At 33.4% G+C, this 21015-nt stretch carries 24 protein-coding genes; 12 read left to right on the top strand and 12 right to left on the bottom strand.

Translation table 11 applies throughout. The annotated features are described in order from the left end of the window. Positions 1–34 precede the first annotated feature (34 nt). Genes efp through B5X55_RS13015 form a run of 5 tightly spaced genes read right to left on the bottom strand, consistent with a single transcriptional unit; the run spans position 35 to position 5110 of the window. Complete coding sequence (gene efp / locus B5X55_RS12995; RefSeq protein ID WP_079513066.1) at positions 35–601, bottom strand: elongation factor P; 567 nt, start codon at positions 599–601, stop codon at positions 35–37. A 49-nt stretch (positions 602–650) separates the two neighbouring features. Further along, a complete protein-coding gene (gene lpxA / locus B5X55_RS13000) occupies positions 651–1436 on the bottom strand; it encodes an acyl-ACP--UDP-N-acetylglucosamine O-acyltransferase (protein ID WP_079513067.1) in 786 nt (261 codons plus the stop codon). A 1-nt stretch (position 1437) separates the two neighbouring features. Continuing rightward, positions 1438–2838, bottom strand: a complete 1401-nt coding sequence (locus B5X55_RS13005; protein WP_079513068.1) for a bifunctional UDP-3-O-[3-hydroxymyristoyl] N-acetylglucosamine deacetylase/3-hydroxyacyl-ACP dehydratase — start codon at positions 2836–2838, stop codon at positions 1438–1440. A 2-nt stretch (positions 2839–2840) separates the two neighbouring features. Next, positions 2841–3857, bottom strand: a complete 1017-nt coding sequence (gene lpxD / locus B5X55_RS13010; protein WP_079513069.1) for a UDP-3-O-(3-hydroxymyristoyl)glucosamine N-acyltransferase — start codon at positions 3855–3857, stop codon at positions 2841–2843. 23 nt (positions 3858–3880) lie between these two features. Continuing rightward, positions 3881–5110: an HD domain-containing protein gene (locus B5X55_RS13015; RefSeq protein WP_079513070.1), complete on the bottom strand. Its 1230-nt coding sequence runs from the start codon at positions 5108–5110 to the stop codon at positions 3881–3883. 86 nt (positions 5111–5196) lie between these two features. On the opposite strand from B5X55_RS13015, the gene porX reads away from it, so the two are divergent. Beyond that, positions 5197–6741 carry a T9SS response regulator signal transducer PorX gene (gene porX / locus B5X55_RS13020; protein WP_079513071.1) on the top strand — a complete coding sequence of 515 codons (1545 nt, stop codon included), beginning with the start codon at positions 5197–5199 and terminating at the stop codon, positions 6739–6741. Positions 6742–6804: 63 nt separating this feature from the next. Here the strand turns inward: porX and B5X55_RS13025 are convergent, their stop codons facing one another. Next, positions 6805–7188, bottom strand: coding sequence for a hypothetical protein (locus B5X55_RS13025; protein WP_143814499.1), 384 nt, complete (start codon positions 7186–7188; stop codon positions 6805–6807). A 405-nt stretch (positions 7189–7593) separates the two neighbouring features. Between B5X55_RS13025 and tsaE the strand changes: the two genes are divergently transcribed. The 5 genes from tsaE (at position 7594) to B5X55_RS13045 (ending at position 10878) form a co-directional block, all read left to right on the top strand. Then, positions 7594–8013 carry a tRNA (adenosine(37)-N6)-threonylcarbamoyltransferase complex ATPase subunit type 1 TsaE gene (tsaE, locus tag B5X55_RS13030; RefSeq protein WP_079513073.1) on the top strand — a complete coding sequence of 140 codons (420 nt, stop codon included), beginning with the start codon at positions 7594–7596 and terminating at the stop codon, positions 8011–8013. A gap of 217 nt (positions 8014–8230) precedes the next feature. Continuing rightward, positions 8231–8362, top strand: coding sequence for a hypothetical protein (locus B5X55_RS19145; RefSeq protein WP_262494159.1), 132 nt, complete (start codon positions 8231–8233; stop codon positions 8360–8362). A gap of 95 nt (positions 8363–8457) precedes the next feature. Beyond that, positions 8458–9117: a hypothetical protein gene (locus B5X55_RS13035; protein WP_079513074.1), complete on the top strand. Its 660-nt coding sequence runs from the start codon at positions 8458–8460 to the stop codon at positions 9115–9117. Positions 9118–9216: 99 nt separating this feature from the next. Continuing rightward, positions 9217–10416: an alanine dehydrogenase gene (locus B5X55_RS13040; protein WP_079513075.1), complete on the top strand. Its 1200-nt coding sequence runs from the start codon at positions 9217–9219 to the stop codon at positions 10414–10416. Between the two features lie 78 nt (positions 10417–10494). Further along, on the top strand, positions 10495–10878 hold the full coding sequence (locus tag B5X55_RS13045; RefSeq protein WP_079513076.1) for a DUF4258 domain-containing protein: 384 nt from the start codon (positions 10495–10497) through the stop codon (positions 10876–10878). 7 nt (positions 10879–10885) lie between these two features. Here B5X55_RS13045 and B5X55_RS13050 read toward each other — a convergent pair whose 3' ends face one another. Beyond that, complete coding sequence (locus B5X55_RS13050) at positions 10886–12052, bottom strand: proline dehydrogenase family protein (protein WP_079513077.1); 1167 nt, start codon at positions 12050–12052, stop codon at positions 10886–10888. A gap of 112 nt (positions 12053–12164) precedes the next feature. Between B5X55_RS13050 and aroB the strand changes: the two genes are divergently transcribed. Both aroB and B5X55_RS13060 read left to right on the top strand, forming a co-directional pair. Further along, positions 12165–13226 (top strand): 3-dehydroquinate synthase, encoded by a 1062-nt coding sequence (aroB, locus tag B5X55_RS13055; protein ID WP_079513078.1) that lies wholly within the window; start codon positions 12165–12167, stop codon positions 13224–13226. A gap of 109 nt (positions 13227–13335) precedes the next feature. Beyond that, positions 13336–13665, top strand: a complete 330-nt coding sequence (locus B5X55_RS13060; protein ID WP_079513079.1) for a hypothetical protein — start codon at positions 13336–13338, stop codon at positions 13663–13665. 2 nt (positions 13666–13667) lie between these two features. Here B5X55_RS13060 and B5X55_RS13065 read toward each other — a convergent pair whose 3' ends face one another. The 3 genes from B5X55_RS13065 to B5X55_RS13075 all read right to left on the bottom strand — a co-directional run bounded on the left by B5X55_RS13065 (position 13668) and on the right by B5X55_RS13075 (position 15974). Continuing rightward, positions 13668–14186, bottom strand: a complete 519-nt coding sequence (locus tag B5X55_RS13065) for a DinB family protein (RefSeq protein ID WP_079513080.1) — start codon at positions 14184–14186, stop codon at positions 13668–13670. 88 nt (positions 14187–14274) lie between these two features. Continuing rightward, positions 14275–14754, bottom strand: coding sequence for an Lrp/AsnC family transcriptional regulator (locus B5X55_RS13070; protein WP_027066901.1), 480 nt, complete (start codon positions 14752–14754; stop codon positions 14275–14277). Positions 14755–14870: 116 nt separating this feature from the next. Further along, positions 14871–15974, bottom strand: a complete 1104-nt coding sequence (locus B5X55_RS13075) for a M14 family metallopeptidase (protein WP_079513081.1) — start codon at positions 15972–15974, stop codon at positions 14871–14873. 261 nt (positions 15975–16235) lie between these two features. On the opposite strand from B5X55_RS13075, the gene B5X55_RS13080 reads away from it, so the two are divergent. From B5X55_RS13080 to B5X55_RS13095, 4 genes are all read left to right on the top strand, one after another. Then, positions 16236–16598, top strand: a complete 363-nt coding sequence (locus B5X55_RS13080) for a helix-turn-helix transcriptional regulator (protein ID WP_079513082.1) — start codon at positions 16236–16238, stop codon at positions 16596–16598. A 71-nt stretch (positions 16599–16669) separates the two neighbouring features. Further along, the gene (locus B5X55_RS13085) at positions 16670–17047 is read left to right on the top strand and encodes a hypothetical protein (RefSeq protein WP_079513083.1); all 378 of its coding nucleotides are present in this window, start codon (positions 16670–16672) and stop codon (positions 17045–17047) included. Positions 17048–17049: 2 nt separating this feature from the next. Continuing rightward, complete coding sequence (locus B5X55_RS13090) at positions 17050–17859, top strand: TerC family protein (protein WP_079513084.1); 810 nt, start codon at positions 17050–17052, stop codon at positions 17857–17859. Positions 17860–17972: 113 nt separating this feature from the next. After that, positions 17973–19442, top strand: coding sequence for a Gfo/Idh/MocA family protein (locus tag B5X55_RS13095; protein WP_079513214.1), 1470 nt, complete (start codon positions 17973–17975; stop codon positions 19440–19442). A gap of 79 nt (positions 19443–19521) precedes the next feature. Here the strand turns inward: B5X55_RS13095 and B5X55_RS13100 are convergent, their stop codons facing one another. Then, complete coding sequence (locus B5X55_RS13100; RefSeq protein ID WP_079513085.1) at positions 19522–20478, bottom strand: sterol desaturase family protein; 957 nt, start codon at positions 20476–20478, stop codon at positions 19522–19524. 108 nt (positions 20479–20586) lie between these two features. Beyond that, complete coding sequence (mscL, locus tag B5X55_RS13105) at positions 20587–21015, bottom strand: large-conductance mechanosensitive channel protein MscL (protein WP_079513086.1); 429 nt, start codon at positions 21013–21015, stop codon at positions 20587–20589.

Genomic DNA, 21015 nt, shown 5'->3' on the forward strand with positions numbered 1-21015 from the left:
GCTAAATTTGATTAGTATTTAATTTCACGGATAATTACTCCTTAACACGTTCCATATAAGAACAATTTGAAGTGTCTATCTTAATTTTATCTCCTTCATTAATGAATAAAGGTACATTAACCTCTGCCCCAGTTTCTACTTTTGCTGGTTTAGTCGCATTAGTTGCTGTATTTCCTTTTACGCCTGGTTCTGTATAAGTGACTTCTAAAACTACACTTGCCGGCATGTCAACAGATAATGGCATACTATCTTCTGTGTTAAACAAAATAGTAACAACTTCACCCTCTTTTAATAAACCTGGTGCATCTAAAGAACTTTCCTGTAAAGTGATTTGATTAAAATCATCCGTATTCATAAAATGATACGTTTCACCTTCAGGATATAAATATTGATAAGAACGTGTTTCAACTCTTACATCTTCTATTTTATGGCCCGATGAGAAGGTATTGTCTAATACTTTACCAGAAGTAACACTTTTTAATTTTGTACGCACAAAAGCAGGTCCTTTACCAGGTTTCACATGTAAAAATTCAATTATTTTATAAATATCATTATTGTATCGAATACATAGTCCTTTTCGTATATCTGATGTAGATGCCATTAGTGTATATTATTAATGTTGTTAACTTTTTTTAAATATGAGGTACGTCTTAGTTATTGCTAAAATATCCTTTCATTATACCACGTTGCGAATCGCGTATAAACTGTAGTATTTCGTCACGTTCAGGAGTTGCTTCCATTTCCGCTTCAATAATTTGTACGGCTTGTGAATTATTGTAGTTCTTTTGGTAAAGAATTCTATAAATATTCTGAATCTCTCTAATTTTCTCAGACTCAAACCCTCTTCTTCTTAATCCAACAGAATTAATACCAACATAAGATAATGGCTCTCTAGCCGCTTTAACATATGGTGGCACATCTTTTCTAACTAAAGAACCGCCCGTAACAAAGGCATGTTGACCAACAGATACAAATTGGTGCACTGCAACCAAACCTGCTAGAATAACATTGTCACCAATTGTAACGTGACCTGCTAATGTTGAATTGTTAGAGAAAATGCAATTATCTCCCACCAAACAATCATGAGCAATATGGCAATACGCCATTATCAGACAATTTTTACCGATAACCGTTTTCATACGGTCAGATGTTCCTTTGTGAATTGTGGCACACTCTCGAATAGTGGTGTTATCACCAATAACTACAGTGGTTTCTTCTCCATCGTACTTTAAATCTTGTGGAGATGCAGAAATTACGGCACCTGGAAAAATATTACAATTTTTCCCGATACGAGCACCTTCCATAATGGTTACGTTAGAACCAATCCATGTACCATCACCAATTGTTACATTGTTGTGAATGGTAGTAAATGGTTCAACAACGACATTTTTAGATATTTTAGCGCCCGGATGAATATAGGCTAAAGGTTGATTCATTCTAAGTTCTTTTAACTATTTGCGCCATTAATTCTGCCTCACTTACCAATTTATCATTTGCATAGGCATATGCTTGCATATGACAGATACCTCTTCTAATAGGAGTAATTAAACTACAGTGAAATATTAACGTATCGCCTGGCAATACTTGTCTTTTAAATTTCACTTTATCTATTTTCATAAACAAAGTCAAATAATTTTCTGGATCAGGAACGGTACTTAAAACTAAAATTCCACCCGTTTGTGCCATAGCTTCTACTTGAAGTACACCTGGCATTACTGGAGCCCCTGGGAAATGACCAACGAAAAAAGGTTCGTTCATCGTCACATTTTTCATACCCACTACATGCTCTTCAGAAAGTTCGATAATACGGTCTATTAATAAAAAAGGAGGCCTGTGAGGTAGCATATCCATTATCTTATGAATATCCATCAACGGAGGCAAGCTTAAATCGTACTTCGGAACTTTATTACGTTTTTCTAATTTGATAATTTGAGAAAGCTTTTTCGCAAATTGGTTATTTACATAATGACCAGGCTTATTAGCAATTACCTTACCTCGTATACGTGTTCCAATTAAGGCTAAATCACCAATAACATCTAAAAGCTTGTGTCTTGCTGCTTCGTTAGGCTGGTGTAATGTTAGGTTATCTAAAATACCATTAGCCTTTACAGAAAGCTTCTTTTTATCAAAAGCCTTCTCTAATTTCGTCATTGTGGCTTGAGATATTTCTTTATCTACATAAACGATAGCATTGTTTAAATCCCCTCCTTTTATAAGTCCATTTTCCAAAAGCATTTCTAACTCGTGAAGGAAACTAAACGTACGGGCATTTGAAATTTCAGATTTAAAATCAGAAATTTTATCTAATGTAGCATTTTGAGTTCCTAAAACTTTAGTCCCAAAATCCACCATTGTCATTACTTGATATTCGTCTGAAGGAATAATTGTTATTTCACTACCGGTATCCTCATCCTTAAAAGAAATAACTTCTTTAACAATGTATTCTTCACGAACTGCATCTTGCTCTACAATACCTGCATTCTCCAATACTTCTACAAAAAACTTAGAGGAACCATCCATAATTGGTGGTTCTGCAGCGTTTAGCTCTATTAATACATTATCAATTTCAAGACCTACCAAAGCCGCCAAAACGTGCTCTGAAGTTTGAATTTTCACACCATTTTTCTCCAAATTGGTACCCCTTTGTGTATTCACCACAAGGTTAGCATCAGCTGGGATAATAGGCTCACCTTCTAAATCTACCCTTTTAAATGCATAACCATGGTTTTCACTTGCGGGTAAAAATTTAATGGTAACATTGCTGCCAGTATGTAAACCAACTCCGGTTAGACTTACCTCTTTACTAATTGTTCTTTGTTTATTTTTTGTTGTACTCATCCTCAGTCCTTCTTTTCTAAAGTGTCGATTCTACTAATTATTTTTGATAAGTTCTTAAAATGAACATATGATTTATTGTAATCACCGTAATTTAAAGCTGGTGAACCTTGTAAAACCTCACGGTCCTTTACATTTCTACCAATACCAGACTGGGCTTGTATTTTAACAAAATCACCAATAATGATATGGCCTACAATACCAACTTGACCGCCAATCATGCAATGCTTACCAATTTTAGTAGAGCCTGCAATACCTGTTTGAGCAGCAATTACTGTGTGTTCACCAATCTCAACGTTGTGGGCAATTTGAATTTGATTATCTAACTTTACTCCTTTTCTCAAAATAGTAGACCCTAAAGTCGCTCGGTCTATAGTTGTACCAGCCCCTACATCAACATTATCTTCCAAAATAACATTACCTGTTTGTGGTACTTTAATGAATTCTCCATCTTCGTTTGGCGTAAACCCAAATCCATCTGCTCCTAATACCACTCCACTGTGAACAACACAATTATCACCTATAATCGTTTCCGAATAAATTTTAGCACCTGCAAATATGGTCACATTATTACCAACCTTTACATTATCACCAATGTACACATTCGGATATACCTTTACATTATCTCCAAGAGTTACATTATTTCCTAAATACGCGAAGGCACCTAAATAAACATCAGCACCATAGGTTGCCGTATCCGATTTAAAAATAGGCTCCTCTATTCCTAATTTATTGTTTTTAACCTGGTTATAGTACTCCAATAATTTAGAGAACGATTTATAAGCATCCTCTACCTTAATTAAAGTAGTATTTAATTTCTGTTCAGGAATAAAAGTTTTATTCACTATAGTAATAGAAGCCCTGGTTTTATATATAAACGAAGTATATTTCGGATTTGCCAAAAAAGTAAGAGAGCCTTCTTCGCCTTCCTCTATTTTAGCAAGTTTATGCACGGCTATATCTGGATTTCCATGTACTTCTCCTTCTAAAATACCTGCAATCTGACCTGCTGTAAATTTCATGAGCGTAAAAGTAAGAAAAATAGTTAAACTGCTTCTTTTGGGTAGCACATATAATATTTGGTCACCGTTTTAGAAAGTGCATTCAAATTAAGGTGATCCGATAACTTAGCAACATCTGTTATTTTTCCATTTTTTCTCAAGATATTAATATTCTGGTGCTCTCTATCATAAGCCTTATTCTTTAACTCACCGGTAAAAACAAAATATGAAGTTTCCTCATCTGTTAACTTATAAAGCTTCTTGATCTTATTGAATTTATTTTTAAACTTGGTTTCGTTTATGGGCTCTTTTTTAAGTTTTATATCCAAAAGCTTTCTATTCAATATCATTTCACAAAGTGTAGAGAGCACAAAATCATCAGCATATTGCCATTCTTTTAAAGCGGCTAATATATCGACATCATCTAGTTTAGCAAACTTTGCCAAGGTAACTCTATCAAAATTACTTTTATCGATATGTTGCGATAAGAAATAAAGTAATGCTTTACTACAATTTAAAGTTGTTCCATTTTTAATTAAAAAACGTGCTCTTTTCAAAATGCTGATAAGCAACTGCTCGGCGACCACACCTGTCTTATGTAAATAGACTTGCCAATACATAAAACGCCTTGCCATTAAAAATTTCTCGACCGAGTAAATTCCTTTTTCCTCGACCACAAGATTACCATCAACAACATTCAACATCGTAATTAAACGCTCTGCATTGGTATTGCCTTCAGCCACGCCAGTATAAAAGCTATCTCTTTTTAAATAGTCTAATCGGTCCATGTCTAACTGACTTGAAACCAATTGGTTTAAGAACTTTTTAGGGTGCTTACCAGTGAATATTGAGATAGCTTCCGTTAAACTTCCGTTAAATCGTTCATTGAGTTCTTCCATAAATTGAAGTGAAATGAACTCATGACTTACACCTTCAACGATACTATGCTCCATGGCGTGAGAAAAAGGACCATGACCTATATCGTGCAAAAGAATAGCCCCAAGCAGTCCATCAGATTCAGGCTCCGTTATTTCAACTCCCTTGAAACGAAGTACTTGTATCGATTTTTGCATTAAATACATGCAGCCTAGTGCATGATGAAAACGAGTATGATGTGCCCCAGGATAGACTAAATACGACAACCCCATTTGCGATATTCTACGTAACCTTTGAAAGTAAGGGTCGGCAATGAGGTCAAATACTAGCGTATTGGGGATTCTAATAAATCCGTAAATTGGATCATTAAAGATTTTCAATTTGTTTGATGTCTTCAAGATAAATTTGTCTTTTCTGAAATTAACATTTCAAAGTTATACAAAAGCATCAGCATAGAATTTGATTATCGTCAAATAATAATACAATGAACAAGATTAAAATATTATGGGTAGATGATGAAATCGATTTACTCAAACCTCATATCATCTTTTTAGAAGCTAGAAACTATGAAGTAATCACCTGTCAAAGCGGTCAAGAAGCATTAGAAGAATTAGCGGAAACAAGAGTAGACATTGTTTTTCTTGACGAAAACATGCCAGGTATATCTGGTTTAGAAACCCTTTCTGAAATAAAAATAATTGACGGTTCTATACCTGTAGTAATGATTACTAAAAGTGAAGAAGAATTTATTATGGAAGAAGCTATTGGTTCTAAAATAGCTGATTATCTAATTAAGCCTGTAAACCCGAATCAGATACTGCTTTCTCTTAAAAAGAATTTAGACCATTCTAGGTTAATTTCTGAAAAAACGACTAGCAATTACCAACAAGAATTTAGAAAGATTGCCATGGATCTTTCTATGGTGAATAGCTACCAAGAATGGGCAGATTTATATAAAAAATTAATTTATTGGGAATTGCAATTAGAAGAAATTGAGGACAGTGGAATGTTCGAAATACTTGAATCTCAAAAAATTGAAGCCAATCAACAATTCGGAAAATTTGTAGAACGTAATTACCCAGATTGGTTCACCGATGTTGATGCCCCTGTAATGTCTCATACGCTTTTTAAGGAATGGATTGCACCAGAGATAAAAGACCAAAAAACATTACTAATTGTTGTAGACAACTTACGTTACGATCAGTGGTATGCCTTTGAAGATACTGTGAATTCATTTTACAAAAAGAAGAAAGAGGACTCTTATTATAGCATTTTACCGACAGCAACACAATACGCTCGTAATGCCATATTCTCAGGATTGACACCGCTAGATATGGAGAAAAAGTATCCGAATTGGTGGAAAAATGATACTGAAGAAGGCGGAAAAAATTTATTCGAAGACAAATTTTTAGGCGAACAACTTAAAAGACTTGGACTTGATTTAAAATGGGAGTACCATAAAATAAGTAGTCTAAAACAAGGGAAGCATTTAAGCCAAAATTTTAAGGCTCAAAAAGATAACGACCTTACCGTAATCGTGTACAATTTTGTAGATATGCTTTCGCACTCCAAAACTGAAATGGAAGTAATAAAAGAATTAGCTTCTAACGATAAGTCTTATCGGTCTTTGACCACAAGTTGGTTTAAGAACTCACCCATGTTAGAAATTATTCAGCAAGCGCAGACATTAGGAATGAAGTTGATTATTACCACGGATCATGGTACTATAAATGTAAAGTCTCCTTCAAAGGTAGTCGGAGATCGTGAAACAAGCTTAAACCTTAGATACAAAACAGGAAGAAGTCTCACCTACGAAAAGAATGAGGTACTGGCAGCCAAAGACCCTAAATCAATTTATTTGCCTAGTATAAATATGAGTAGCTCTTATATTTTCGCGAAAAATGATTTTTTCTTTGCATACCCTAATAACTACAATCATTATGTAAGTTATTACAGAAACACCTATCAACATGGTGGTGTTTCATTAGAAGAAATGATTATACCTTTTGTAGTTTTGGAGCCTAAATAAGCTTGAAATATTGAAGCCTTTTAAATTTATTCTCAAGTGAAAACATACTTAATTTAAAATATGTTAAACGTTGGTTTTATGTAGTTTTTTGTCAAGGTATTCGCATAAAAAATAAGTTAATATGGCTGCAACTAACGAAGCAATAATATCTCTGTAATCAAAAATAGCGTTGTAGATATACTTCTGAATCCAAATTTCATAAACCACTAAACCTAATAAAGAGCCTAAAGCCAATCTTATGTTACTTGGAGACTTCTTAAAAGACTTTTTAAAAAAGAAATACATGGCTACTGCCCAAAAATTAGGGGCTACATCAGCAATATATAAATCATAAATATTGTTTTCATAAATAAATTCCCTGTACGGAAATCTAAAAATTATGAATATAATAATGGATACTATAAATAATAATATATAATTTTTTTGTTGAATTCTCTTATCAGCCAAAATAATATCAAGTTTAAACAAATCGATGCATCCAACAATATTGTTAGAGCTAATTAATTACAGCATATTTAATAACAGTCAACCACTCACCCTACTCTTAGTAAGAGTAAAATTTCTAAATAAAACAACTGCAACTAAACTTTGCTATTTCTTTTTAAACATAGTTTTGTGTTTAAATACCATATAAAATGGGAACGTTTAGTTCTCTCATAGTTACCAAATATAAAGATTAGCGCTCTTAATAATCAAATTGGCTCAAGACACAACTATGTTTAAGATCATTAAATAATCCTAAATGCAAACGCTACGAAAGTTGTAATAAAAATACATATCAACATGGTGGTGTTTCTTTAGAGGAAATGATTATACCTTTTGTAGTTTTGGAGCCTAAATAAATTTAAGCATATGGAATTCATATATCGTGAAAATGAGTTGAAGAAAATTGCTCATGAGATAATTCATAATTCAAAAAGCAAAATACTAGCATTTTATGCGCCAATGGGTACGGGTAAAACAACACTGATAAAAGCACTGGTTAAGGAATTGGGAGGTAAGGATAATGTAAGTAGCCCCACTTTTGGTTTGGTAAATGAATATGCTGACAAAAATGGTGAATTATTAGGGTACCATTTCGATTTTTATAGACTAGAAGATGAAAACGAAGCCATGGACATGGGTTTAGAAGATTATCTTAACACAAAAGGTTGGATTTTTATGGAATGGCCAGAAAAGATACCTAATCTAGTTCCAATTGATGCCCAAATAATAAAAATTGAAATTTTGAATGAGAAAACTAGAAAGTTACAACTTCTTGATATTATTTAAATCTTCTGATTTTCAAGGTTTAATATTTTTATAAATTTTCACATCGTTTCTATTAAGTTTTTATTGTAATTTTTCGATGAAATACCTATAAATCGATAACATGCTCATAAAATCAGTTGAAATGCACATTTTTAACGTTTAATAGCATTTTATTTGTGCATTATTTCTTACGTTTGTAGGGAGAACTAATTCTTGTATAACCAAAAATCCCTTGAAAATGAAGAACAAAAGGACTTTTCTTGCCTCTTTGGCATTAGGTGTATTTCTTTTCGCAATGGCTGCACCGATTATTAATGTTGATAATCACCAAGTAGGTATTGATAAAAGAAAATTGAAAGAAAAAATTTAAGATTTAAACTTAAATTGAAAAGGGTGTATGCAAATACACCCTTTTTTTATACTATTTCTCCATAACGGTCGTTAAAACTTTATACATTAAAGTTAATGGCGCAAAAAATTAAAAGCAAAAAGGCTCAAAGAAAGATTCTTTTAGAATCGATAATGGTATTTTTTATAGCAATATCTCCCTTTTTATACAAAGTTTACGAATACATACCTGGCGCTTCAGAAGATTCTGTTTCTATTCTAGGTATTACTATATGGAGTCATGGTTTCGAAGATGTTTCTACATTTGTATGGTTTATGATGGGTAAAATCGTACCCTTATATCTATTGATTTTTTGGTTTTTAACTGTAAAAAATTGGTGGTATCATATAATTCTGATTCCTATTGCAATGTATGCTTTTCAAATATTTGAGGTACTTTATAATTATGATAACGAAATAGATACAGAAAATTTATTATGGTTATTACCTATTTGTATAATAATTATTCCTTTCGTTTATTTTCTGAGAATTAAAATCTATGATAAACACGTTTTAGGTATCGACTTAGATGCTATGGATGCTGAGCTTAAAGAATTAAAGAAAAAAGATTTAACTGCTGATAGCTCTACTTCTTATGAAACAATGGATACTGACGAAGAATCTGAAATTTCTTCTATATCCGATGAACTTAATACAAAAATGTCAACAGGCAACATCGAGCATATATTAAAAGGATTCCAAGAACGTATTCAGGGCTGGTTAAATTTCAAGTTTTAAATACTTACCCCTACAAATACTATAGTTGATTATTCATTTCCTTAAAAATTGTACATTTGAGTTTCAAGTACTTGATTTGAAAAACGTACATTTTTAGTTATGAGCCAACCCACTTCGCCATTTAGTAAGCATCAATTACTTCCACAAGAAGAAACACTAGAAGTTTTTAGACAAAAAGGAGAATTATTTATTGGCATTCCTAAAGAAAATCAATATCAAGAAAAACGTATCTGCCTTACTCCAGATGCTGTAAATGCAATTACTTCAAATGGTCATCGTGTATTAATTGAGTCAGGTGCTGGTGAGGGTGCTCATTTCACCGATTTAGATTACACACAGGCTGGTGGTGAAATTACCAAGGATACTAAAAAAGTGTTCGCATGTCCGCTAATTTTAAAAGTGGAGCCCCCTACCCTAACCGAAATAGAATTCATTAATCCGCAGACCGTCATTATTTCAGCCCTTCAAATAAAAACGCAATACAAAGAGTATTTTGAAGAATTAGCAAGAAAACGAATTACGGCAATTGCTTTTGAATATATTAGAGATGATGAAGGTAATTACCCAGCAGTACGTTCGCTCAGTGAAATAGCGGGTATATCATCTGTTCTAATCGCAGCAGAACTAATGGCTGCAAACAATAATGGCAACGGACTAATGTTTGGTAACATTAGTGGTGTACCACCTGTAGAAGTTGTTATTATTGGTGCAGGTACCGTAGGTGAATTTGCTGCAAGATCAGCAATTGGTATCGGCGCCAACGTAAAAGTTTTTGATAATTCTATAACTAAACTTAGAAATATACAGACGAACTTAAAGCAGACCGTTTATACATCAACAATACAACCTAAGAACCTCTTAAAAGCTCTTAAACGTTGTGATGTTGCAATTGGTGCTACTCGAGGAAAAGATAGGTCACCTGTAGTTGTATCTAGTACTATGGTAGAGCATATGAAAAAAGGTGCTGTTATCATAGATGTAAGTATTGATACCGGTGGTTGTTTTGAAACTAGTGAAATAACTAGTCATAATAAACCTACAAGAAAGAAGTTTGATGTAATTCATTACGGTGTGCCTAATATTCCGTCTAGATATCCTAAAACAGCTTCAGTTTCAATAAGTAATATTTTCACACCCTATCTTTTAAAAATTGGTGAGGATGGCGGACTGGAGAATTCTCTTCGATTTGACAAAGGCTTACGAAACGGACTCTACATGTATCATGGAATTCTTACCAACAAATCAGTTGGTGAATGGTTTGATCTACAGTACAGTGATATTAATTTTTTGATTTTTTAGAATACTAACGCTATTCCTTTTCCTATCCTTTTAAAAAGGTATAATTTCGCGTTCTTAATTAATTCAATAAAGAACTAAATGGATTTTCTAAAAAGGTTAGGTTTTTTCTTAGTAGGCTTGTCTATCGGCATCGTTTTTCTAACCATGTTCTTAAAAAAGAAGTCAGAGGAAACAGGTGTATACTTTTGTTATCTACCAAATTGTCGTACCCTAAAAGATATTCGCTCTAAACCTATGCATTACAGCGATGAGGCTAAATTAAAATTAGTTGAGTATCAATTAGATTCTGTAGATGTAAAGTATATACTAACTGAAGGTGATGTAGATTTCAGTAGTAGTGATACCAAATCAGTTCCTTGCAAAACCTACATCGTAGAATCTGAATTAAAGGAACGTGAATGGAAATTTACTGTTCAAAATTGCAGAAACAAAGCCACTCTTCAACAAATAGAAATACAATAGGATATTCTTAAATTTTTCTACGCTTTCTTTCTTTTTTAAGCAACTTCAATTCCCTACTAGTTTGCCCAGCTACTGAGGTATTCTCATCTGCTCTTCTTATTAAGTATGGCATAACATCGCGAACAGGTCCGAAAGGTAAATATTTAGCAACATTATATCCATTTGCTGCTAAATTGAAAGAAATATGATCACTCATACCATATAATTGGCCGAACCAAACATGTTCGTTATTCTTATCTATTCCATTGTCGGCCAGTAATTGCATTAAGCGATAACAGCTATCTTCATTATGTGTTCCTGAAAATATTGATATCGTATCAAGATTTTCAATCATATACTCAATGGTCGCATTGAAATTCTCATCTGTCTCTGCTTTAGTTTTACAGATAGGCGAAGTATATCCTTTTTCTTTAGCTCTGTCATTTTCCTTTTCCATGTATGCCCCTCGCACTACCTTCATTCCTATTTTAAATCCTTCTTTCTCAGCACGTTCATGCAACGATTTTAAATAAGGTAAACGATCCCATCTATAGGTTTGAAGCGTATTAAATACAATTCTTTTCTTTTTATTGTATTTACGCATCATGTCTTCAGCTAAATCATCAGCTGCATCTTGCATCCAGCTTTCCTCACCATCGATTAACAATGACACTTCAAGGTCGTGTGCTTTTTTACAAACTTTATCGAACCGGTTTATTACCCTTTGCCATTCAGCTTGTTCTTCTTTAGTAAGTTCTTTTTTCTCACTTACTTTCTGGTATAGAGCAAATCGACCAAACCCGGTTGGTTTAAAAACCGCATATGGTATAGCTTCTTTTTCTTTTACGAAATCTAGTATGGTCAATATAATTTCAGTGGCAGTATCAAAAGGATCTTCCTCTTCTTTACCTTCTACAGAATAATCTAAAACAGAACACACCCCTTTCTCCCACATTTTATCTACCACAGGTAGACAATCTCTTTCATTAACACCACCACAAAAATGGTCAAAAACCGTTGCCCTAATTAAACCTTCTACTGGTAAATGTACTTTAATTGCAAAATTTGTAATTACCGAACCCATTTTCACTAAAGGTTCATTCGAAATCATTTTAAAGAGAAAATAAGCTCTTTCTAATTCCGAATCTGATTTTAAAGCAAATGCCGTTGCGGTATTTTCAAATATTTGGTCCATTTTTTGTTATTTCTATAGCCGACAAATATAATCACAGATTTTATAATCCTAAGACTAAAAATAACCTTTATTTTGTGTTCAATTAGAAACCAATACTTAGTCATACCATATTATGGAATCTATAATTTCAGACTCTTACGCAGTACATTTTAATGAAAATGCTTTTAATTCACTTAATGCCCATTTAGCGAAAAAAGCATACTCGATTATTTTTATTTTAGTAGATGAAAATACACATGAACTTTGTTTACCACAGTTTATGGCAGAGATAAATGGAGACTATCAATTTGAAATCATTGAAATAGAATCTGGTGAGGTTAATAAAAATATAGAGACATGTGTAGGTGTTTGGGAAGCCCTATCTGAACTTGGTGCTGATAGAAAAAGTATTTTACTTAATCTAGGCGGTGGAGTTTTAACCGATTTGGGTGGTTTTGTAGCTTCTACATTTAAAAGAGGAATAGACTTCATTAATGTGCCAACAACTCTATTATCTATGGTAGATGCCTCTGTTGGCGGTAAAACTGGTGTAGATTTAGGATCCTTAAAAAATCAAATAGGCGTAATAAACCAGCCAATTATGGTACTTGTGATACCAGATTTTCTAAACACTTTAGATAATAGACAAGTTAGAAGCGGATTTGCTGAAATGCTTAAACACGGACTTATTCAAGATAAATTGTACTGGGAAGCTCTGAAACATGCCGAAAGTTTAGAGGACATGAAAAAACACATTCTTTCATCAATTAAGATTAAGAACAATGTTGTTTTACAAGATCCAACTGAGCAGAATATTAGAAAAATATTAAACTACGGGCACACTTTAGGTCATGCCATAGAATCTTATTTTTTAGAAAATGATTCAAAAGAAACCTTGCTGCATGGTGAGGCTATTGCCATTGGAATGATTTTGGAAGGATATTTATCCAATAAATTAACAAATCTACCATTTGCAACTTTAGAAGATATTAAAACCACTTTTTTAAGTAAATATGAAAAAGTGGAATTCTTAGAAGAGGATTTTGAAAACATACTCAAACTTATGAAGTACGACAAGAAAAATTCGCATGGAAAAGTGAATTTTGTTCTCTTAAAAGAGATTGGTAATCCTGTTTTTGACATTGAAATTCCTGTAGAATTATTTGCTAAAGCTTTCGCTTACTACAAAGTTTAAAAACTTCATATACCTAAAACACCACTTTCACAACTATACAAATTTAATTGACTGTTTAATTACTAGTTTAGGTTAAGAAATTAAGTAACCTTCTTAAAACAAATTAGTTATGACCAGAAGACTTATCGATTATCGCAAACTAGACCACCAATTAGCGGCACTTTTAATTGAAACATACCCATATGGATATGGTGATGAGGATATTATATCCTTTAAAAATATTCAGGGTGATTATGTTGAAGCTGTTCAAATAAAAACCGCCGACACTCTTTATCTTGTAAAAATCAGTAAAAGCCTTTCAAACTTTATTGCGAATTTTGAGGGAAATTTAGAAAAAGAGCTTGAGCCTAAAACACCTGAAGAAGTTATGCGATCAGAAGAAATGACCAATGCATTATATCTGAATTTCGAAAGGGAAGTGGAACCAGACCTAGACTAAATTTACAAATAGCGTTCTTTTAGTATAATTTCATGATGTCTTTGATGAGCACTTATGGCAAGTCCTAAAGCGGCAACTGACCAAGGCAAACCACTAGCTGTACCCATTCGTCTTAATTCAACCTCAGATAAGTTTTTAAATAAATTAATTGTCGCATTTCTAACTGAAAGATATTCTTCTAATATTTCCTCTTTAGTGCGTTGATTACAATTACTCGCTATAATATAATCATCTTGCTCAAAACCTGGCAAAGGTGTTTTATCATTTCTAGATATTCTAAAAGCGCGGTACTGAAAAATACGTTCTGTATCAATTAAATGCACAAGAACCTCTGCTACTGTCCATTTCCCTACCCCATAGCTAAATGCTAATTGCTCAGCAGACAATTCAGCTACAAAATTCTTAAACCATTCTTTACCTGTTATTAAAGCTGACTTTAAATCTTCTTGATCTTCAAGTTTTCTTAAGTAAGTAGCATAGAAGAAATCCAATTCCTCTTTATGTAAATCTGTAATTGTCATAATTAAGTCTATCTCTAAGTTAATTAAAAATCAAAAAAGCCCAATCATAAAAATAACTGGGCCTTTTGAGTTAGTTGAAGTTAAAAAATTATAACTCGTTAAATATGGTATGCATTAATCGTTTCTTATCATTGAAACTCTCCTCTAATGAAATCATTGTTTCAGTTCTACTTATGCCATCAATATCATCTATTTTAAAAATGATGTTTTTTGCATGAGTAGTATCCTTCGCTCTAATTTTACAAAAAATATTGAATTTACCAGTAGTAATATGCGCTATGGTAACATTTGGAATTTGATTTAAACGCTCTAATACAAATTTTGTCTGATGGGTTTTTTCTAAGAAAATACCAACGTAGGCAATAAATGCATAACCTAACTTCACATAATCTAATGTAAGTGAAGAACCTTTTATAATTCCTGCTTCCTCCATTTTCTTAACTCTTACATGAACAGTACCTGCAGATATAAGAAGTTTTTTAGCAATATCGGTAAAAGGAGTTCTGGTGTTGTCAATTAACATATCCAGAATTTGGTGGTCTATTTCGTCTAATTTGACTTTGCCCATAGTTGTAAAATTTTTGCCAAAAATAAAAAATAATCACATTAAATTCATTGAATATGAACTTTTTTTAATGAAAATGTAAACATTTTTATGTTTTTAAAGAAATAAGGCAATGAAAATCAATCCAGTAGTTTTAATATATCATTCTTTTTAAGCCACTCTAAATCTTCTTTTACCTCTAGATTAAAGGTTTTATGGCCAAAGATTTCCGCAGGTCTTGTTTCGAAAATATGCTTAACGGGACTAAAAACGACCTTGTCGACTTCAAGAACCTCCTTGTATTGAATTGAAAATAAGCTTTTTATGATTTTGGTGTTATCTAAATCCTTTTGGTTTATAATAGAAATATCTACAAACTGTTTTCCATTTTCCGGAATAGCTAAATATTGCTCTACTGTAAAATTTTCAATTTGACTTAAGACAATAGTATTTATACCTTTTAGTAAGGAGTGAAAAATAAACTCTCTACTCTTTTCACGCTGATAATCTTCATAATAATGTCCTGCTTCAAATAAAATAGTAGGGGTTTCTCTCATTTGAAATGCATCACCAACACAATTAGGATTAAAGCCATCATCATATCTACCTACCTGGCCAGGTATTAGCTCTTGTAATTCAGAGTTCATAGCAGCAATTAATTGCATGCTTAATTTACGCGAAGCCGAATTATTTCTTTCAACGTCAAAAGCAGGGGCTAAAAAAGATACTGTCGCTGGTTTATTGGTTTTGCCAACATTGAAAATAGTGCGTTGGTCATGCAGGTTAAAACAAAAATCTGGACGAAAAGAATCATACTCTTCTTTAAGTATTCGACTTTCTGGTTGCGTTAAATCTTGAGCGTCTCTATTTAGATCTATTTGGTTTGCATTCACCCTAGTATAATCTCTAGCACCATCTGGATTAAGAATTGGGATAATTTCTAAAGTACATTGATTTGCAATTTCTAAAGCATTTACAGAATCATGTTTCAAATAATTCAATAAATCAATTACGGCTTTTGTGGTTGTAGATTCATTACCATGCATTTGAGACCACATTAAAATACGCACAGGCCCATGGCCAAAAGTGATACTCTTTATCGGTTCATCGCGTACAGATTTTCCTATAGTAATAACTTTAAAACTTTTAGAAAGACCTAAAATAAACCTGTTCAGATGATCATAAGTAATGTATCTACTCTGAATACTCGATACATATATTTCACTATAATCAATTGCCTTCATATTCCTCTATAAATTATTAATCACAAAAATAACACAGCTTTAGTTTACAATTGTAAACAATTGTAACTGTTATTTACTAGCGTAATGCACCTGAAATGTTTACAAAACTAACCGCTGCTTAATTTACATATTTAATATGTTATATATCAGTTATTTAACTGAATATATCTAAACCATAACTATTAAATATATCAACGAATTTTATAGGTTTTATTATAATTTTATTAAAGTACATACTAATAATACATTAGTTTTGTAAACATGTTAGATTCCACTTCTTTTATTACAAGGTTGAAAACTATTTTAAATCATCACGAACTTTCATCAGCTTCTTTTGCTGATTTAATTCACGTGCAACGTTCTAGTATTTCTCATTTATTAAATGGTAGAAATAAACCAAGTTTAGAATTTATAATGAAAATTAATGAAGCTTTTAAGGAGGTTGAATTACAATGGCTTTTGTATGGCGAAGGAATATATCCAAATGAAGATTTGGAAAATAACAGCAAATCAATAGAGCAATCAAACGGCAATACAATTACTAAGCCATCTCAAAAAAAGAATGTTGAGCGTATCGTAATCTTCTATACCGATGGTACATTTAAAAATTATGTAGAGCAATAAGAATATGTTATAGCTTAAACTATTATTGTATTTTTCAAACAACTTTCCTCCTATTTTCTTTATTTTGCATCATGGTAAAAAAAATAGCTGCTCTTATAATTACATGCCTACTTTTCAGTTCATGCTACCAACCAGAACGTGATTGCGAAAAGTACAAAACAGGCTCTTTTAAGTTTACATATGAACTAGGGGAAACTGTTAAAGAAGGTAAATTTACGAGAGACGAAAAGTATAGTGTTGATTATTATGAAAACAAAATTGATAGCGCTACAGTGCGTTGGTTTAATGACTGTGAGTTTGTTTTACAAGATATTCACAGCAAAACAGCCATTCATTATAAAATAATTAGCACTACAGATTCATCTTACACCTTTCAATACAAAAGTGCAGTTAAAGACCCAAACAAAGAACTAATCGTTAAAACTGGAACTGCTTTTAAAATTAAATAACCATGTTCGATATTTTCGCTAACCCCGATGCGTGGGTCGCTCTACTCACCCTTACATTTCTTGAAATTATTTTAGGAATAGACAATATTATATTCATTTCAATTGCGGCAGGAAAACTTGAACCCGGTCAACGAAAAAAGGCCACAAATTTAGGCTTAGTTCTAGCAATGGTAATGCGTATTTTACTCCTTTTTGGTATCTCATTACTCACTTCTATGAAAAAACCTTTCTGGGTATTCGATAGTGATTGGATTACGGGAGGTATTAGTGGTCAAGGAATTATATTATTCCTAGGCGGCTTGTTTCTACTATATAAGAGCACAAAAGAAATTCACGAAAAAGTAGAAGATAAAGGTCATGACGAACGCGAAGTAAAGAAAGCAAGATCCACTTCATTAATGAATGCTATTCTTCAAATTACGGTTATTAACATCGTTTTCTCCTTTGACTCTATTCTTACCGCGATAGGAATGACAAATGGCATTTCACCCAACCCTAATGAAGCCTTAGTGCTAATGATTGTTGCAGTTGTTATATCTGTGGTAATTATGATGCTATTTGCAAATCCTGTGGGAGAGTTCGTGAACAGACACCCATCTATTCAAATTCTTGGATTATCCTTCTTAATATTAATTGGCTTTATGCTAATTGCAGAATCGGCTCATTTATGTCATCTTATTGTATTTGGTAATGAGGTAGGAGTGATACCTAAAGGTTACCTCTACTTTTCTATTGCATTCTCACTTATGGTTGAATTCTTCGACCTGCGTATGAAAAAAAATAAAGACGATATTGTCGATATCGAAGATTAGAACACAATAATCTTAAGTATTTAGACCCCTGTATCTCAATTGTTTTGCAATTGTTTTATAGGGGTCTTTTCATTACCTTAGGTTTACCAATCAACCTTAAATCAAGTGCAAGTATGAAAAAATCTGACAAAAACAAATCCACCAAAATTAACCGACGAGATTTTGTTAAAAAAACCGCATTAGCTTCTTCAGTATTTATTATCCCTAGACATGTTTTAGGTGGCCCCGGCTATATTGCCCCTAGCGACCGTCTTAACATCGCAGCAATTGGCGCTGGAGGCAAAGGCATAAGTGATATTAAAAACGCCTCTGTAATGGGAAGAGAGCGAGTAGCAGCTTTATGCGATGTCGATTTTACAGGCACTGCAGCAAAAAGTGTAGAGAATTTCCCCAAAGCCAAGCTTTACGATGATTTTAGAGTCATGCTAGATAAAAAGAAAAATATTGACGCTGTCACCATATCAACCCCAGACCATGTTCACGGGCCTGCAGCTAAATGGGCAATGGAAAGAGGAATTCATGTATATGTGCAAAAACCCATGACACATAACATTAAAGAAGCCCGTACCTTAACGCAAATGGCACGTACCAATAAGATAGTAAGTCAAATGGGAAACCAGGGTGGCTCCAATCCTCTTTTAGGCATGGTACAACGTTGGATAGATGAAGATAAAATTGGAGCGGTATCTAAAGTACAAGTATGGACAAATAGACCTGTATGGCCGCAAGGCATTGAAATGCCTAAACCAGATGCCAGCCTAAAGCCGGCTGGTTTAAATTGGGATTTATGGCTAGGACCAGCAACAGAGCGAGAGTTTGTACCTAATCTACACCCTTTCAATTGGAGAGGATGGTGGGATTTCGGTACAGGTGCCTTAGGAGATGTTGGATGTCATTTAATAGACATTCCTTTCAGAACATTAAATTTAAAATACCCAACCGATGCAGAATGTAGCGTCGCCTCAGTATTTTCAAAGATGTGGACTCCCGATTATTATCCAGAAGGTTGTCCTCCATCCTCATTTATAACATTACACTTTGATGCAACCGATAAATCAAAATCACCCATAGAAATGACATGGAGCGATGGCGGTATTCGACCATCACATCCAGATATTATTCCTGCAAACGACGATATAGGCGGTAAGAATAGCGCAAACGGTGTGTTAATCATAGGTGAGAAAGGAATTATCTCTACCAACATCAATGATAGCTCACCGTTGATGCCAAAATTATACTTAAACGATGGCACTACCGAATTCGGACCAGAAGTAGAGGAAGATTTAGAACCAGAATATGGTCATCAACGTAAATGGGTCGATGCCTGTAAAGCTGGTTTTGGTAGCCCTGAGCATTTAGCACTTACCTCTTCGTTCGATTATGCGGGACCTATGACAGAAACTGTTCTAATGGGTAACTTAGCCATAAGAAGCTATATGCTTCAAAAAGAAAACGCTGAAGGCGCTATGGAATTCTTTGCTCGCAAAAAATTATTGTGGGATGGAGAAAATATGAGAATCACCAATATGGAAGAAGCCAACCAATTTGTTGGTAGAACATACAGAAAAGGTTGGGAGGTTTAATACCTCTCCTTGTTGAAAGTAAATACAAAAAAAAGGGGGGAGGTATAATACCTCCCCCCTTTTTTTGTATAACAATTCTTTAATTCGGTCTATTGAAAGCAACCTTAGGATTTGCCTGTTTTTGCTCTTCAAACAATCGTTGTTGCTGCTTAACAGTCATGGTGCTACCATCATGACTCCAACCTGGAGGTCCGAAAATATACATTAGTTTGTGGCCAAATTTCTTAGACTTCTTCATATCCGCCCAAATATCTTTGAATTCGTGAGTTAGAATTACAATAGGATTGTTAGAGTTAGGCGCGTGAATTACACCGAATTTTACATCTATTTCTTCATCATATTCTTTCCAAGTTCCAAATATCTTATCGAAGAAATTTAAAAATCCGCCGTGGTTCTTATCTAAGTATTCAACATTCTGTGCGTGATGAACTTGATGCATTGTATGTGTATTGAATATTTTTTCAATGAATCCCATTTTAGGCACATATTTAGAATGTAATTGAAATTGCCAAAATGACTCAATAGCCAAACACACTACAACCATTTCTACCGGAAATCCAATAATTGGCATCCATACGTAGAAAAAAGGCTTGTAAAGCAACGTAAACCAGCCATTACGTATAGCCGTACCAAGATTAAAATTATCTGATGAATGATGCACTATGTGTGCCGCCCAAAGAATACGAATTTCGTGATTAGCTCTATGAAACCAGTAATATGTAAAGTCATCTGCCAATTGACATAGCAACCAAACATACCAAGCGTAACCAAATGATTTATAACCCATTATATTTGTTCTCACACCATCGACCATAGGGTTAAATAGCTCATAAGCATATTCAAAAAGAACAATTAATAATATCACTTTTAACAAAGGCCCTATTATAGCCGAGCCAATACCCATTGCACTACTTGCCGCAAAATCTTTCCAATCATAAAGATCATCATCACCATGAGTTTTACTGTAGGTTAATTCTAATAAAATAAAGGCTATAAAAGCCGGTGCGCCGTATACCAGAGGGTTGGTGAAATCCATTAATTAAAAATTTTTGTAAATGTAGTTATAAAAGCATTTATAGTAAGAATTGTCCAATCTTAACTTTCTATTTTATAATAAGACAATTCAATTCTTAAACAGATTGCATTATTGCTTACTTCTAAGGATTTCGTTCTGTTCTTTTAACAAACTCTCAACACTTGCAAGCAAAGCAATGTTTTTTGGTGTCTCCACCTCTTTATTAGCCGGGTCTTCAGATTTTTCTTTAAATCGATTTATAAACTTAACCACAACAAAAATTGTAAAGGCTATAATACTAAAATCAATCAATGACTCTATCAATTCACCATAACCGACAGCTACCTCCTCTACTTTTTCACTAGCCTCTCTTAAGACCCATTTTTTGTTGGATAAATTCACATCATCTGTCAACAATGAAAGTGGAGGCATAATAACTTTAGACACCAAAGCACTTACCACCTTATTGAAGGCTGTTCCTATAATAATACCAATGGCCAAATCAATCATATTGCCTTTAATGGCAAAATTCTTAAACTCTTCAAAGAATTTTTTCAT

Origin of the sequence: Maribacter arcticus, assembly GCF_900167935.1 — a bacterium.
GTDB classification, from domain to species: Bacteria; Bacteroidota; Bacteroidia; order Flavobacteriales; family Flavobacteriaceae; genus Maribacter; species Maribacter arcticus.

What these genes read in the sequence shown, in the direction of transcription:
- B5X55_RS13100 (WP_079513085.1), bottom strand. Translation starts at nt 20,478, where the DNA reads ATGGATTTCACCAACCCTCTGGTATACGGCGCACCGGCTTTTATAGCC.
- lpxA (WP_079513067.1), bottom strand. Translation starts at nt 1,436, where the DNA reads ATGAATCAACCTTTAGCCTATATTCATCCGGGCGCTAAAATATCTAAA.
- lpxD (WP_079513069.1), bottom strand. Translation starts at nt 3,857, where the DNA reads ATGAAATTTACAGCAGGTCAGATTGCAGGTATTTTAGAAGGAGAAGTA.
- B5X55_RS13050 (WP_079513077.1), bottom strand. Translation starts at nt 12,052, where the DNA reads ATGGACCAAATATTTGAAAATACCGCAACGGCATTTGCTTTAAAATCA.
- B5X55_RS13045 (WP_079513076.1), top strand. Translation starts at nt 10,495, where the DNA reads ATGGATTTTCTAAAAAGGTTAGGTTTTTTCTTAGTAGGCTTGTCTATC.
- efp (WP_079513066.1), bottom strand. Translation starts at nt 601, where the DNA reads ATGGCATCTACATCAGATATACGAAAAGGACTATGTATTCGATACAAT.
- B5X55_RS13070 (WP_027066901.1), bottom strand. Translation starts at nt 14,754, where the DNA reads ATGGGCAAAGTCAAATTAGACGAAATAGACCACCAAATTCTGGATATG.
- mscL (WP_079513086.1), bottom strand. Translation starts at nt 21,015, where the DNA reads ATGAAAAAATTCTTTGAAGAGTTTAAGAATTTTGCCATTAAAGGCAAT.
- B5X55_RS13005 (WP_079513068.1), bottom strand. Translation starts at nt 2,838, where the DNA reads ATGAGTACAACAAAAAATAAACAAAGAACAATTAGTAAAGAGGTAAGT.
- B5X55_RS13065 (WP_079513080.1), bottom strand. Translation starts at nt 14,186, where the DNA reads ATGACAATTACAGATTTACATAAAGAGGAATTGGATTTCTTCTATGCT.
- B5X55_RS13060 (WP_079513079.1), top strand. Translation starts at nt 13,336, where the DNA reads ATGACCAGAAGACTTATCGATTATCGCAAACTAGACCACCAATTAGCG.
- B5X55_RS13040 (WP_079513075.1), top strand. Translation starts at nt 9,217, where the DNA reads ATGAGCCAACCCACTTCGCCATTTAGTAAGCATCAATTACTTCCACAA.
- B5X55_RS13075 (WP_079513081.1), bottom strand. Translation starts at nt 15,974, where the DNA reads ATGAAGGCAATTGATTATAGTGAAATATATGTATCGAGTATTCAGAGT.
- B5X55_RS13095 (WP_079513214.1), top strand. Translation starts at nt 17,973, where the DNA reads ATGAAAAAATCTGACAAAAACAAATCCACCAAAATTAACCGACGAGAT.
- aroB (WP_079513078.1), top strand. Translation starts at nt 12,165, where the DNA reads ATGGAATCTATAATTTCAGACTCTTACGCAGTACATTTTAATGAAAAT.
- B5X55_RS13085 (WP_079513083.1), top strand. Translation starts at nt 16,670, where the DNA reads ATGGTAAAAAAAATAGCTGCTCTTATAATTACATGCCTACTTTTCAGT.
- B5X55_RS13090 (WP_079513084.1), top strand. Translation starts at nt 17,050, where the DNA reads ATGTTCGATATTTTCGCTAACCCCGATGCGTGGGTCGCTCTACTCACC.
- B5X55_RS13080 (WP_079513082.1), top strand. Translation starts at nt 16,236, where the DNA reads ATGTTAGATTCCACTTCTTTTATTACAAGGTTGAAAACTATTTTAAAT.
- B5X55_RS19145 (WP_262494159.1), top strand. Translation starts at nt 8,231, where the DNA reads ATGAAGAACAAAAGGACTTTTCTTGCCTCTTTGGCATTAGGTGTATTT.
- tsaE (WP_079513073.1), top strand. Translation starts at nt 7,594, where the DNA reads ATGGAATTCATATATCGTGAAAATGAGTTGAAGAAAATTGCTCATGAG.
- B5X55_RS13035 (WP_079513074.1), top strand. Translation starts at nt 8,458, where the DNA reads ATGGCGCAAAAAATTAAAAGCAAAAAGGCTCAAAGAAAGATTCTTTTA.
- porX (WP_079513071.1), top strand. Translation starts at nt 5,197, where the DNA reads ATGAACAAGATTAAAATATTATGGGTAGATGATGAAATCGATTTACTC.